14 protein-coding genes are annotated in these 13,635 nt (G+C 54.4%); 7 read left to right on the forward strand and 7 right to left on the reverse strand.

All coding sequences use genetic code 11. The features are described 5' to 3' along the window. Positions 1 to 6 precede the first annotated feature (6 nt). Genes fdxH through fdhE form a run of 3 tightly spaced genes read left to right on the forward strand, consistent with a single transcriptional unit; the run spans position 7 to position 2,467 of the window. Positions 7 to 909: a formate dehydrogenase subunit beta gene (gene fdxH / locus ACQG2G_RS22105; RefSeq protein WP_014833793.1), complete on the forward strand. Its 903-nt coding sequence runs from the start codon at positions 7 to 9 to the stop codon at positions 907 to 909. Next, positions 906 to 1,541: a formate dehydrogenase cytochrome b556 subunit gene (gene fdoI, locus ACQG2G_RS22110; RefSeq protein ID WP_023622447.1), complete on the forward strand. Its 636-nt coding sequence runs from the start codon at positions 906 to 908 to the stop codon at positions 1,539 to 1,541. Before fdxH ends, fdoI begins: the two co-directional genes overlap by 4 nt. Next, positions 1,538 to 2,467, forward strand: a complete 930-nt coding sequence (gene fdhE / locus ACQG2G_RS22115) for a formate dehydrogenase accessory protein FdhE (RefSeq protein WP_029882351.1) — start codon at positions 1,538 to 1,540, stop codon at positions 2,465 to 2,467. The genes fdoI and fdhE overlap by 4 nt, the downstream gene beginning before the upstream one ends. 39 nt (positions 2,468 to 2,506) lie before the next feature. Here the strand turns inward: fdhE and ACQG2G_RS22120 are convergent, their stop codons facing one another. Both ACQG2G_RS22120 and ACQG2G_RS22125 read right to left on the reverse strand, forming a co-directional pair. Continuing rightward, positions 2,507 to 2,878, reverse strand: a complete 372-nt coding sequence (locus tag ACQG2G_RS22120) for a type II toxin-antitoxin system VapC family toxin (protein ID WP_236277121.1) — start codon at positions 2,876 to 2,878, stop codon at positions 2,507 to 2,509. Positions 2,879 to 2,880: 2 nt separating this feature from the next. Beyond that, positions 2,881 to 3,123 carry a CopG family transcriptional regulator gene (locus ACQG2G_RS22125; protein ID WP_248766702.1) on the reverse strand — a complete coding sequence of 81 codons (243 nt, stop codon included), beginning with the start codon at positions 3,121 to 3,123 and terminating at the stop codon, positions 2,881 to 2,883. A 199-nt stretch (positions 3,124 to 3,322) separates the two neighbouring features. On the opposite strand from ACQG2G_RS22125, the gene ACQG2G_RS22130 reads away from it, so the two are divergent. Continuing rightward, positions 3,323 to 4,240, forward strand: coding sequence for an alpha/beta hydrolase (locus ACQG2G_RS22130; RefSeq protein ID WP_248766703.1), 918 nt, complete (start codon positions 3,323 to 3,325; stop codon positions 4,238 to 4,240). Between the two features lie 12 nt (positions 4,241 to 4,252). Here ACQG2G_RS22130 and fabY read toward each other — a convergent pair whose 3' ends face one another. The 5 genes from fabY to typA all read right to left on the reverse strand — a co-directional run bounded on the left by fabY (position 4,253) and on the right by typA (position 9,102). Next, a complete protein-coding gene (gene fabY, locus ACQG2G_RS22135; RefSeq protein WP_013099362.1) occupies positions 4,253 to 5,194 on the reverse strand; it encodes a fatty acid biosynthesis protein FabY in 942 nt (313 codons plus the stop codon). A gap of 44 nt (positions 5,195 to 5,238) precedes the next feature. Beyond that, the gene (gene dtd, locus ACQG2G_RS22140) at positions 5,239 to 5,676 is read right to left on the reverse strand and encodes a D-aminoacyl-tRNA deacylase (RefSeq protein WP_013099363.1); all 438 of its coding nucleotides are present in this window, start codon (positions 5,674 to 5,676) and stop codon (positions 5,239 to 5,241) included. Next, entirely contained in the window at positions 5,673 to 6,554 is an 882-nt protein-coding gene (locus tag ACQG2G_RS22145) for a virulence factor BrkB family protein (RefSeq protein ID WP_013099364.1), read from the reverse strand. Before ACQG2G_RS22145 ends, dtd begins: the two co-directional genes overlap by 4 nt. Beyond that, on the reverse strand, positions 6,548 to 7,147 hold the full coding sequence (gene yihX, locus ACQG2G_RS22150) for a glucose-1-phosphatase (protein WP_013099365.1): 600 nt from the start codon (positions 7,145 to 7,147) through the stop codon (positions 6,548 to 6,550). Before yihX ends, ACQG2G_RS22145 begins: the two co-directional genes overlap by 7 nt. A gap of 131 nt (positions 7,148 to 7,278) precedes the next feature. Then, positions 7,279 to 9,102 carry a ribosome-dependent GTPase TypA gene (typA, locus tag ACQG2G_RS22155; protein ID WP_008501854.1) on the reverse strand — a complete coding sequence of 608 codons (1,824 nt, stop codon included), beginning with the start codon at positions 9,100 to 9,102 and terminating at the stop codon, positions 7,279 to 7,281. 386 nt (positions 9,103 to 9,488) lie between these two features. Here typA and glnA point away from each other — a divergent pair, with 386 nt between their 5' ends. From glnA to glnG, 3 genes are all read left to right on the forward strand, one after another. Further along, positions 9,489 to 10,898: a glutamate--ammonia ligase gene (gene glnA, locus ACQG2G_RS22160; protein WP_013099376.1), complete on the forward strand. Its 1,410-nt coding sequence runs from the start codon at positions 9,489 to 9,491 to the stop codon at positions 10,896 to 10,898. Between the two features lie 187 nt (positions 10,899 to 11,085). Beyond that, on the forward strand, positions 11,086 to 12,135 hold the full coding sequence (gene glnL / locus ACQG2G_RS22165; protein ID WP_008501857.1) for a nitrogen regulation protein NR(II): 1,050 nt from the start codon (positions 11,086 to 11,088) through the stop codon (positions 12,133 to 12,135). Between the two features lie 11 nt (positions 12,136 to 12,146). Beyond that, positions 12,147 to 13,559, forward strand: a complete 1,413-nt coding sequence (gene glnG / locus ACQG2G_RS22170) for a nitrogen regulation protein NR(I) (RefSeq protein ID WP_013099377.1) — start codon at positions 12,147 to 12,149, stop codon at positions 13,557 to 13,559. Positions 13,560 to 13,635 lie beyond the last annotated feature (76 nt).

The following is a 13,635-nucleotide window of genomic DNA, read 5'->3' on the forward strand; positions in this document are numbered from 1 at the left end:
CGACTTATGGCTTATCAATCTCAGGACATTATTCGTCGTTCCGCGACTAACGGTTTCACGCCCGCGCCTCAGGCGCGGGACCACCAGCAGGAAGTGGCGAAGCTTATCGACGTTACCACCTGTATCGGCTGTAAAGCCTGTCAGGTGGCCTGTTCAGAGTGGAACGACCTCCGTGACGAAGTGGGTCACAACGTCGGGGTGTACGACAACCCGGCCGACCTGACCGCCAAGTCCTGGACGGTAATGCGTTTCTCTGAAGTGGAGCAGAACGACAAACTGGAATGGCTTATCCGCAAAGATGGCTGTATGCACTGTGCGGATCCGGGCTGCCTGAAGGCGTGTCCGTCAGAAGGGGCTATCATTCAGTATGCCAACGGCATTGTCGACTTCCAGTCCGAGCAGTGCATCGGCTGCGGCTACTGCATCGCGGGCTGCCCGTTTGACGTGCCGCGACTGAACCCGGAAGACAACCGCGTCTACAAATGTACGCTGTGCGTTGACCGCGTGAACGTTGGCCAGGAGCCAGCCTGCGTGAAAACCTGTCCAACCGGCGCCATCCACTTTGGCTCCAAAGAGGATATGAAAACGCTGGCGGCCGAACGCGTGGGTGAACTGAAAACCCGTGGTTACGATAACGCTGGCCTGTACGATCCGGCCGGTGTGGGCGGTACGCACGTGATGTACGTGTTGCACCATGCCGACAAGCCGAATCTGTATCACGGCCTGCCGGAGAACCCGGAAATCAGCGCCACCGTGAAGTTCTGGAAAGGCATCTGGAAACCGCTGGCAGCGGTCGGTTTTGCTGCCACCTTCGCAGCGAGCATCTTCCACTACGTCGGTGTTGGTCCGAACCGCGCGGAAGAGGAAGACGATAACCTGCATGAAGAGAAAGACGAGGTGCGCAAATGAAAAAACGTGACACCATCGTGCGCTACACCGCGCCGGAACGCATCAACCACTGGGTCACCGCCTTCTGCTTTATGCTGGCGGCGATAAGCGGGCTGGGGTTCTTCTTCCCGTCCTTCAACTGGCTGATGCAGATACTGGGTACGCCACAGCTGGCGCGCATCCTTCACCCGTTCGTGGGTGTGGTGATGTTTGCCTCGTTTATCATCATGTTTTTCCGTTACTGGCACCATAACCTAATCAATCGGGATGATATCTTTTGGGCGAAGAATATTCGTAAGATCGTCGTCAACGAGGAAGTGGGTGACACCGGGCGTTATAACTTCGGCCAGAAGTGCGTATTCTGGGCGGCGATTATCTTCCTGGTCCTGTTGCTGGTGAGCGGCGTGATCATCTGGCGTCCGTACTTTGCGCCTGCTTTCTCAATCCCGGTGATCCGATTCGCGCTGATGCTGCATTCATTTGCCGCAGTGGCGTTAATTGTGGTTATCATGGTGCATATTTACGCCGCCCTCTGGGTGAAAGGCACCATTACCGCGATGGTGGAAGGATGGGTAACCAAAACGTGGGCGAAGAAACATCACCCGCGTTGGTACCGTGAAGTCCGAAAGACAACGGAAAAGAAAACTGAATGAGTATTCGCATAATCCCGCAAGATGAGCTGGGGTCGAGCGAGAAACGCACGGCGGAATATATTCCGCCGTTGTTATTCCCCAGACTCAAGAACCTCTACAACCGCCGTGCAGAGCGCCTGCGCGAGCTGGCAGAGAACAACCCGCTGGGCGATTTTCTGCGTTTTGCCGCGCTGGTTGCCCATGCGCAGGAAGTGGTGCTGTACGACCACCCGCTGCAAATGGATCTGACTGCGCGCATCAAAGAAGCCAGTGAGCAGGGCAAGCCGCCGCTGGATATTCACGTCCTGCCGCGTGACAAGCACTGGCATAAGCTGCTGCATTCTCTGATTGCCGAGCTGAAGCCCGAGATGAGCGGCACCGCGCTGGCGGTCATTGAGAACCTGGAAAAAGCCTCCGATCAGGAGCTGGAAGAGATGGCGAGCGCGCTGTTTGCCTCTGACTTCTCGCTGGTCAGCAGCGATAAAGCGCCGTTTATCTGGGCTGCGCTGTCGCTCTACTGGGCGCAAATGGCCAGCCTGATCCCTGGTAAAGCGCGCGCCGAATACGGCGAAGCGCGCCAGTTCTGTCCGGTGTGTGGCTCAATGCCAGTCTCCAGCATGGTACAGATCGGCACCACCCAGGGGCTGCGCTACCTGCATTGCAACCTGTGTGAAACAGAGTGGCATGTGGTGCGCGTGAAGTGCAGCAACTGCGAGCAGACCCGCGATCTGAACTACTGGTCGCTGGAAAATGAAGACGCGGCGGTAAAAGCCGAAAGTTGCGGCGATTGCGGTACGTATCTGAAGATTCTGTATCAGGAAAAAGACCCGAAAGTTGAAGCGGTGGCTGACGATCTCGCCTCGCTGATTCTGGACGCCAAAATGGAGCAGGAGGGCTTTGCCCGTAGCTCTATCAACCCGTTCCTGTTCCCGGGTGAAGGGGAGTAATCTCCTGTAATAGTGCCGGGCGGCGCAAGCTTGCCCGGCCTACAGTTGATAAGGCGTAACGACCTCATCAATACCCGAAAAATCTTTCGTATTTCGAGAAAACAACGGACATTTTCTGCTCTGGGCTGTGGCCAGAATGATGGCATCAGGCAGTTTCATTCCATGCTTTTCACGCAGTAAAACGCTTCTTTCCGCGATATCCCGAGACACATCAATAATTTCGAAAGCGCCCATCACGGCTGCCGTTTTCGCTTCATGACCATGCCTGCGTGCGCCCACCATCACCTCCATCCAGGTAATTAAGCTAATGGCTCGATGTGACGCGGCATGATCAATCGCATCCGCAGCTTCGACACGGTTGTTGAAGAGATCAATGAGAATATTGGTATCAAACACGGCCATATTATTCATGATCACCATTCCTCACGCAGCTTACGTTCATACTCCAGCCCGTCTTCTTTCTTGTCTCCCCACAAGCCAAGCGCACCGCGGATAACAGACGAACTCTGCTGGTCGAGATACTGCTCTATCGCCTCCCGTAGCAGCTCAGCGCGCGGCTGATTTCGCAGTTGCTTGAGGTTATCCAGCCGTTGAATCACGTCATCAGATAAATCGATCAGTATTCTGCCCATATCCAGTTCCGCCAAAACACTCATATATCACCTTAGTATATCATCTGCGGTTAATTTTCAGGCAAAATACACCTTATCAATTTAGGGTTAAAGGGCATTTTTTCGAGAGTAATCAATTTTGCGAGCCGCTTTCCATATCGTTCGCATCCTCAGATTTCGCTGTTTTCATCTGCACTAAATCAGGCTATAAATCTGTATATACATACAGCAAAAGGACATCACCATGGCACTGGAAAAGGGTATTGATAGGCTTGTGCAGGATTTTATCGCTGCAGGCCGACCTGGCGCGCGTAAGCAGAGTATTGATGACCGGAGAGCCGGATATGTTGCCAGCACTGTACTTGCCGGCGAGACCGAAACCCGCGTGCAGGTTGAAACGCTTGTCATTGATGGCCTTACCTTTCGGGTATTTTCGCCTCTCAATGTCTCTGAAACGTTACCTTGTGCCCTCTACTACCATGGCGGTTGTTTTGTCAGCGGTGGGTTTGCAACCCATGACAATCAGCTCCGCCAGCTGGCGTATTACGGTCAGTGTCGGGTGGTTGCGGTTCAGTACAGGCTGGCACCGGAGCATACCTTCCCCGCTGCGCATGATGATGCAGAGAGAGCGGCGGAGCTTGTCTGGCAACATGCCGAAAAAGTCGGTGTGGATAAAAACCGGATTACGCTTTGTGGTGACAGTGCAGGCGGCCATCTGGCGCTGGTCACCGCGCTGCGGCTCAAGGCTAAAACAGAGTGGAATCCGGCCCAGCTTATCCTTATCTACCCTATGCTCAACGCCACAGCCAGCTTTGCAAGTTATACCCATAATGGGCAGGACTACGTTATCACGCGCGATACGCTGCTGAGTGGTTATGATATGTACCTGGCAGAGACAGACCGCCGGGACCCTGAAGCCAGCCCACTCTGGCGGGATGATTTCAACGGCCTGCCGCCGGTACATATTATTACCGCCGAGTACGATCCGCTATGCGACGAGGGTCAGGCGCTTTATCAACATATGACAGAACAAGGGGTTATTTGCACAGCGCAGCATTGGCTGGGTGTCATCCACGGCTTCTTCCAGCTTGCCGGCGTCAGTCCATCAGCGCGAGACGTTCTTCGGGACATCGCCTGGCGGATCAACTCCGCCCGGCGATAACATCGGGGAACCTTATTCCTCCTCGTTCCCGCCCTCTTCATACGCGCCAAACGGCTTCGCAGGCAGAACGATATAGGTGCCTTCAAACACCGCGCCTGGGGTTTCATCGCCAAAGAGTTCAACCTGCATCTGTACACGGGCTTTGCGGCCGCGCGCCAGGCGGTCGAGATCGCCCCCCAAAGAGCCGAGATCGGCCACGGCGCTCGGTTTACCGCTTATGGGGGCGCTGTAGCGAATATGGGCATCAGCCAGAATGATCGTGCCGCCAAGGTGGCGTTCACGCAGCATCAGCCAGATAAGCCCCCAGCCGGTGAGCGTGGCGAGCGAAAACAGGCTGCCGGCAAATAGCGTGTGGTGTGGGTTCTGATTGCCGGTTTCCGGCATGGTGGTAATGAATTTTTGCCCGGTGTACTGCTGAATACGCACCCCCATCTTTTCACTCAGAGGGATGTGCTGATACCAGGCCTGCTGAAGCTGTCCGCACCAGTCCGCGCGGTGGAGAATATCATCCAGCGTGGCGATGGGTTTAATCATCAAAAAGTGGCGAATCGGCGTGGTTTGCGGGGTCGTAATTTCCCCCTGATTAACAAAACCGAGTTTGGCGAAGAACTCAACGGCATCTTCGCGGGCGCTACAGGTCACGCGTTTAACGCCTTCCTGACGGGCCACTGACTCCAGGGTCATGGCCATCAACGTACCTAACCCTTTGTCCTGCACGGAGGGATGGACCGCCATAAAACGAATAGAGGCTTCGTTATCGGCATTAATATACAGACGCCCGACGGCAACGAGGTTACCCTCTTCGTCCATCACCATCTGATGATGTGCCATGGCGTCCCAGGCGTCGCGTTCAGACCCTTTAGGCTGATGTAATGGCTTGCGCAGCATTTCCCAGCGGAACTGGTAATAGGCTTCTAACTCTTCTTCCGTTTGCGGTACTCGAAGGTGATACATAGCTGTACTCTCTCTTGTTACCCGCGGCCACGCCGCCAGTTGGCTCATACCTGGAGCCAGAATGTGACGGGGCCATCGTTCACCAGCGATACCTGCATATCTGCAGCAAATCGTCCGGTTTGCGTATTCATTTCCTGTTGGCGACAACGCTCAACAAAGTACTCGTAAAGCGCTTCTGCCCGATCCGGGGCCGCACCTTTTGAGAAACTCGGGCGCATGCCGCGTTCGGTATCGGCGGCCAGCGTAAACTGGGAAACCACCAGCACGCTTCCGCCCGATTGCTGGACGTTAAGGTTCATCTTGCCTTCCGCATCACTGAAGATACGGTAGCCCAGCACGCGTTCACATAAGCGGTTGGCTTTTTGTTCGTCGTCATCCTTTTCGACACCTAACAACACTAAAAGTCCTGGGCCAATTTCACCCGTCACCTCTCCCTCCACGGTGACGCTGGCACGGGTTACGCGCTGTATCAATGCAATCATGGTTGGTCTGCTTCTTGTTGTTTTTCAGCTTCTGCTGCTTTTTTAAGTTCGCGGTATACGCCGAGAGTGACAGTTATTTCCGCACCAAGCAAGACGATACACCAGGTCCAGTAAACCCAGACAAACAAAATGGGGATCACCGCCAGTACGCCGTAAATGAGCTGATAGGATGGGAACATGGTGATGTAAAGGGCAAACCCCTTTTTGCCCAGTTCGAAGAGTACCGCTGCAACCAGTGCGCCAACAACCGCATCACGGTTCGGCACGCGCGTGGTCGGCACCACACTGTAGAGCAGCCAGAAAGAGAGCCACGATAAAATCAGCGGGAAGATACGCAACACGTTATCAATGGCACCGTTGAGATCGCTGGCCCAGCGCAGGGAGAGCAGATAGGAGCTAATCGCCAGGCTCGCCCCCGCCAGCAGCGGGCCGAGAGTTAAAATCATCCAGTAAACAGCAAAGGAATAGACCTTCGGGCGGACTTTTTTACTCCGCCAGATCGTATTAAGCGCACTGTCGATGGAGTACATCAGCAGCAGCGCGGTGACGATAAGCCCGCACGCCCCCACTGCCGTCATCTTGCTGGAGTTTGCGACAAACTGTTCAATGTAGTTCTGGATCACATCGCCAGTGGCAGGAATAAAATTCGCAAAGACGAAGTGGCGCAGCTGCAGGCTGACCTCTGCAAACATGGGAAAAGCGGAAAAAAGGGCAAAAATAACCGCCACCAGCGGTACCAGGGAGAGCAACGACACGTAGGCGAGGTTACCCGCCAGCGTGGTCATGTTGTCCTCATCAATACGGTGCCAGAGGAGTTTTAGCCAGGCCCTGAGCGGGCGAGTATGGTGCGTGGCTTTTTGATGAACGGTTTTTAGCATAACTGCTTCGCAAAGTAGTTCGGTATCGTCTCTTTTCCGGTCACCAGAATTGACGTAATACCCAACTGGTTAGCTCCCTCTATATTATCGGCATTGTCATCGAAAAAGACCGCATCGGACGCGGAGAATCCTTCCGCTTGCAGTACCGCCTGATAAATCCGCGCTTCGGGTTTACGCATCCCCATCTCTTGCGAGAGGTAGATTTTATCTGCTGCGGCCTTAACTTCTGGGTATTCCTCTGGCCAGAACGTGGTGTGCAGGCGGTTGGTGTTCGACAGCACGACGACCCGGTGACCCTGCTCGCGAAGTTTATGCATGATGTCGATAACCTCAGGGCGGATAGCGACAAATACAGCCTGCCAGCCGTGGGAGAACTGTTCGTAGCTTAACGGCAGATCCATTTCATGGCACAGACGTTCAGCAAACACTTCGTCGCTGATCTCACCCCGTTCATGCTGATGGAATGTCTCGCCCATGGCGAAACTCTGTTTCAACGTCGCCAGCGGGACACGGCTAAAATCGCTCCATGCGCCCAGCACCCGATTGAAATCGATATCGACGATTACATTTCCTAAGTCAAAGATATAAAGCATGTTTATCTCCTGCTCGCCGTGGAAAAGTAACTGTAGCGGGAAAGATAAGGTTTGGCTATGAAGTACGCACAGGGTAGAAAAAGAAAAACCCCGCCACAAGGGCGGGGTTTTGTTGACCAGAGAGGAGTGTATTACTCTTCTTTCGCACCGCGCATTGCACGTTTACGATCGTTCTCGGTCAGGTGACGTTTACGGATACGGATAGACAGTGGAGTCACTTCTACCAGTTCGTCGTCATCGATGAATTCCAGAGCCTGCTCCAGCGTCATCTTGATCGGTGGAACCAGAACCGTTGCTTCGTCAGTACCGGACGCACGCATGTTGGTCAGTTTTTTACCGGTCAGGCAGTTTACCGTCAGGTCGTTAGAACGACTGTGAATACCGATGATCTGGCCTTCATACACTTCAGCACCGTGACCCAGGAACAGCTTACCGCGATCCTGCAGACCGAACAGCGCAAACGCAACCGCTTTACCCTGACCGTTAGAGATCAGCACGCCGTTGTTACGCTGGCCCACTTCACCCGGACGTACGTCGTCGTAGTGGCTGAAGGTGGAGTACAGCAGACCGGTACCGGAAGTCATGGTCATGAACTCAGAACGGAAGCCGATCAGGCCACGGCTTGGGATCACGTAGTCGAGACGTACGCGGCCTTTGCCATCTGGATTCATGTTTTTCAGGTCGCCTTTACGCTCACCCAGAGCCTGCATCACAGAACCCTGGTGCTGCTCTTCAACGTCCAGCGTTACGTTTTCGAACGGCTCTTGTTTACGGCCGTCGATTTCGCGGAAGATAACTTTCGGACGGGAAACCGCCATCTCGAAACCTTCACGACGCATGTTTTCGATCAGAACAGACAGGTGCAGTTCACCACGACCGGATACGCGGAAGGCATCAGCGTCTTCCGTTTCTTCAACGCGCAGCGCAACGTTGTGCACCAGCTCTTTGTTCAGGCGGTCAAGGATCTGACGAGAGGTAACGAATTTACCTTCTTTACCACAGAATGGAGAGGTATTGACGTTGAAGAACATGGTTACCGTTGGTTCATCAACAGACAGGGCTGGCAGCGCTTCCACGTTCTGCGGGTCGCAGATGGTGTCAGAGATGTTCAGCTCGCCCAGACCGGTGATCGCGATGATATCGCCCGCTTCAGCCAGATCGCTGTCGATACGCTCCAGACCCAGGTGAGTCAGCACTTTGCCCACTTTACCGTTACGGGTTTTGCCTTCGCTATCGATGATAGTAACCTGCTGGTTCGGCTTCACTTTACCGCGTTTGATGCGGCCGATACCGATAACGCCAACGTAGTTGTTGTAGTCCAGCTGGGAGATCTGCATCTGCAGAGGACCATCAAGATCAACATCCGGAGCCGGTACGTGATCGACAATCGCCTGATACAGCGGGGTCATGTCTTCCGCCATATCTTCGTGATCCAGACCTGCAATACCATTCAGCGCCGAAGCGTAGATGATAGGGAAGTCCAGCTGCTCGTCGGTCGCGTCAAGGTTAACGAACAGGTCGAACACCTGATCAACAACCCAGTCAGGACGTGCGCCAGGACGGTCAACCTTGTTGATAACAACAATAGGCTTCAGGCCATGGGCAAATGCTTTTTTGGTCACGAAACGCGTTTGCGGCATTGGGCCGTCAAAGGCGTCAACCACCAGCAGCACGGAATCCACCATGGACATCACGCGCTCAACTTCACCACCGAAGTCGGCGTGCCCTGGGGTATCAACGATGTTGATACGGTAGTCATTCCATTTGATAGCGGTGTTTTTCGCGAGGATGGTAATCCCACGCTCTTTCTCCAAATCGTTGGAGTCCATCACACGCTCTTGAGTTTCGGCACGTGCATCAAACGTACCGGATTGCTGCAGCAGCTTATCAACCAGGGTAGTTTTACCATGGTCAACGTGCGCGATGATGGCGATGTTACGCAAATTTTCGATCACAACTTTGCCTCAGGCATTAGAAATAGCGCGTTATTGTACACGGATTAATCGCACTACAAAACAGGATCACAAACATCCCCCGCAAACAAGTATTGCAGAGATGCTTTGTGATCGCTTTCACGGAGCGTAAAAAGGGCACTTTAACGAAAATTGCACCAATATGGTGCTCAGTGTTCACACTGAAGCACTATACTGGTGCAACATAACCATTGTGGTGCAGCACTTTTGCACTATGGTGCGCATGATAACGCCTTTTTGGGGTGTTTTAAAAGTTGGCACAGATTTCGCTTTATAAAAATACGGCAAAAAGATGGCCTCATAGCCACCTTGATAGAAGTTGAAGACCTCGTTACCACGACGACAATGACCAATCTGGAGAGTTAAGTATGTCCGCTGAACACGTTTTGACGATGCTGAACGAACATGAAGTGAAGTTTGTTGATCTGCGCTTCACCGATACTAAAGGTAAAGAACAGCACGTCACAATTCCTGCTCATCAGGTAAACGCCGAATTCTTTGAAGAAGGCAAAATGTTTGACGGCTCCTCCATTGGTGGCTGGAAAGGCATTAACGAATCTGACATGGTTCTGATGCCAGACGCGACCACGGCGGTCATTGATCCGTTCTTCGAAGAGCCAACCCTGATCATCCGTTGCGATATCCTCGAGCCAGGCACGCTGCAGGGCTACGACCGTGACCCTCGCTCCATCGCTAAACGTGCAGAAGAGTACCTGCGTTCTACCGGCATCGCAGACACCGTTCTGTTCGGGCCAGAGCCAGAATTCTTCCTGTTCGATGACATTCGTTTCGGTGCCTCTATCTCTGGCTCCCACGTGGCTATCGACGACATCGAAGGTGCATGGAACTCCTCCACCAAATACGAAGGTGGTAACAAAGGTCACCGTCCTGGCGTGAAAGGCGGTTACTTCCCGGTTCCTCCGGTCGATTCTTCACAGGACATCCGTTCCACCATGTGTCTGGTGATGGAAGAGATGGGCCTGGTAGTTGAAGCTCACCACCACGAAGTGGCGACTGCTGGTCAGAACGAAGTGGCAACCCGCTTCAACACCATGACCAAAAAAGCGGACGAAATTCAGATCTACAAATACGTTGTGCACAACGTTGCACACCGTTTCGGTAAAACCGCGACCTTCATGCCAAAACCAATGTTTGGCGACAACGGTTCCGGTATGCACTGCCACATGTCCCTGTCCAAGAACGGTACCAACCTGTTCTCTGGTGACAAATATGCAGGTCTGTCTGAGCAGGCGCTGTACTACATTGGCGGCGTAATCAAACACGCTAAAGCGATCAACGCCCTGGCGAACCCAACCACCAACTCTTACAAGCGTCTGGTCCCAGGCTACGAAGCACCTGTTATGCTGGCTTACTCAGCGCGTAACCGTTCTGCTTCTATCCGTATCCCGGTAGTGGCTTCTCCTAAAGCGCGTCGTATCGAAGTGCGCTTCCCGGATCCAGCAGCTAACCCATACCTGTGCTTCGCAGCACTGCTGATGGCCGGTCTGGACGGTATCAAGAACAAGATCCACCCAGGCGAAGCGATGGACAAAAACCTGTATGACCTGCCGCCAGAAGAAGCGAAAGAGATCCCACAGGTTGCAGGCTCTCTGGAAGAAGCCCTGCAGGCACTGGACGCTGACCGCGAGTTCCTGACTGCGGGTGGCGTGTTCACTGACGACGCTATCGATGCCTACATCGCCCTGCGTACTGAAGAGAACGACCGCGTGCGCATGACTCCGCATCCGGTTGAATTCGAACTGTACTACAGCGTTTAAGTTACAACGGGTTTCGCGCCACCCTTCAGGCGCGGCCCCGAAAGCTTTTTTTTTTGTTGCCGTGGAAACTTTCAGCCCATCTCCGGATGGGCTTTTTTCTCCACCAACAACCTGATCTCACGCGCTTTTTACGACGAAAAAGCTATACTGCACTAAATTAGTGCAACCAACTCCAGGAGACTGCTGAATGGCAACTGGCACGCTGCCCGATGCTGGGCAGATCCTCAATTCGTTAATTAACAGCATTTTGCTGGTCGACGACGAGCTGGCTGTTCATTACGCCAACCCGGCGGCGCAGCAACTGCTCGCCCAAAGCGCACGCAAACTGTTTGGCACTCCGCTGCCAGAATTATTGAGCTATTTTTCGCTGAACATTGGCCTGATGCAGGAAAGTCTGCAGGCCGGTCAGGGGTTCACCGATAACGAAGTGACGCTGGTGATCGACGGGCGCTCGCATATTTTGTCGCTTACCGCGCAACGTCTTCCTGAAGGGCTGATCCTGCTCGAAATGGCGCCGATGGACAATCAGCGCCGACTGAGCCAGGAGCAACTTCAGCATGCGCAGCAAATTGCCGCCCGCGATCTGGTGCGGGGCCTGGCGCATGAAATCAAAAACCCACTGGGCGGATTACGCGGGGCGGCGCAGCTGTTAACCAAAGCGCTGCCGGACCCTGCGCTGGCGGAGTATACCAACGTCATCATTGAGCAGGCCGACCGTCTGCGTAACCTGGTTGACCGCCTGCTCGGGCCGCAACAGCCGGGTATGCACGTCACAGAAAGCATTCATAAAGTGGCTGAACGGGTGGTGAAGCTCGTCTCAATGGAGCTGCCGGAGAACGTTACGCTGGTGCGTGATTATGACCCCAGCCTGCCGGAACTGGCGCACGATCCGGACCAGATTGAGCAGGTCCTGCTGAATATTGTGCGTAATGCGCTGCAGGCTCTGGGACCGGAAGGCGGCGAAATCATTTTGCGTACCCGAACCGCATTCCAGCTCACCTTGCATGGCGTGCGCTATCGGCTGGCGGCACGCATCGACGTTGAGGACAACGGGCCGGGGATCCCATCTCATCTGCAGGACACCCTGTTCTACCCGATGGTCAGCGGTCGCGAAGGCGGTACCGGGCTGGGATTATCCATTGCCCGCAGTTTGATCGATCAACACTCTGGAAAAATTGAATTTACCAGTTGGCCGGGACATACCGAGTTTTCGGTTTTCCTGCCGATTAAAAAATAAAGGTGACGTTTATGCAACGAGGGATAGTCTGGGTAGTCGATGACGATAGCTCCATCCGTTGGGTGCTTGAACGCGCGCTCACAGGGGCGGGATTAAGCTGCACGACGTTTGAGAGCGGCAGCGAAGTGCTCGACGCACTCACCACCAAAACGCCGGATGTTCTGCTGTCGGATATTCGTATGCCGGGTATGGACGGGCTGGCGCTTTTAAAGCAGATCAAACAACGCCACCCTATGCTTCCGGTCATCATAATGACGGCACACTCCGATCTGGATGCCGCCGTTAGCGCCTATCAGCAAGGGGCATTCGACTACCTGCCCAAGCCGTTTGATATCGACGAAGCGGTCGCGCTGGTTGAGCGCGCCATTAGCCATTACCAGGAGCAGCAACAGCCCCGTAATGCGCCCGATTTCGGCCCTACCACGGACATCATTGGCGAAGCACCGGCGATGCAGGATGTGTTTCGCATTATTGGCCGTCTGTCGCGTTCGTCCATCAGCGTACTGATTAATGGCGAATCGGGCACCGGTAAAGAGCTGGTCGCGCACGCCTTACATCGCCATAGCCCGCGGGCAAAAGCGCCGTTTATCGCCCTGAATATGGCGGCTATCCCGAAAGATTTGATTGAATCCGAACTGTTCGGCCATGAAAAAGGCGCCTTTACCGGGGCAAATACCATTCGTCAGGGCCGCTTCGAACAGGCTGACGGGGGGACATTATTTCTGGATGAAATTGGCGATATGCCGCTGGATGTTCAGACCCGTCTTCTGCGCGTGCTGGCCGACGGACAGTTTTATCGCGTGGGCGGGTATGCGCCGGTGAAAGTGGATGTACGCATTATTGCCGCGACACACCAGAACCTGGAGCAACGCGTGCAGGAGGGAAAATTCCGTGAGGATTTATTCCATCGCCTGAACGTCATCCGCGTCCATCTACCGCCGCTACGTGAACGTCGCGAAGATATCCCTCGCCTGGCGCGTCACTTCCTGCAGGTCGCCGCGCGTGAACTGGGCGTAGAAGCCAAACAGCTTCACCCGGAAACCGATGCCGCCCTCACCCGCCTGGCCTGGCCGGGTAACGTGCGTCAGCTGGAAAATACCTGTCGCTGGCTCACCGTCATGGCCGCCGGACAGGAGGTCTTGATTCAGGATCTGCCGGCTGAGCTGTTTGAAGCGACCGCCCCTGAAAGCAGTACGGGCCATGCGCTGCCGGACAGCTGGGCGACGCTGCTGGCGCAGTGGGCCGATCGCGCGCTGCGTTCCGGTCATCAAAATTTGCTCTCTGAGGCGCAGCCGGAGATGGAACGCACGCTGTTAACCACCGCGCTTCGTCATACGCAGGGCCATAAACAGGAAGCAGCCCGCCTGCTGGGATGGGGACGTAATACCCTGACGCGTAAGCTTAAAGAGCTGGGAATGGAGTAATCTGCACCGCTGTGTAAAGATTACTAATTGAGCGCAAATTGCCGTTATTTTGCGCTTTACTGTGTCGATGAGTTTT

This window comes from Enterobacter cloacae complex sp. 382A5, from assembly GCF_050031095.1.
GTDB classification, from domain to species: Bacteria; Pseudomonadota; Gammaproteobacteria; order Enterobacterales; family Enterobacteriaceae; genus Enterobacter; species Enterobacter cloacae.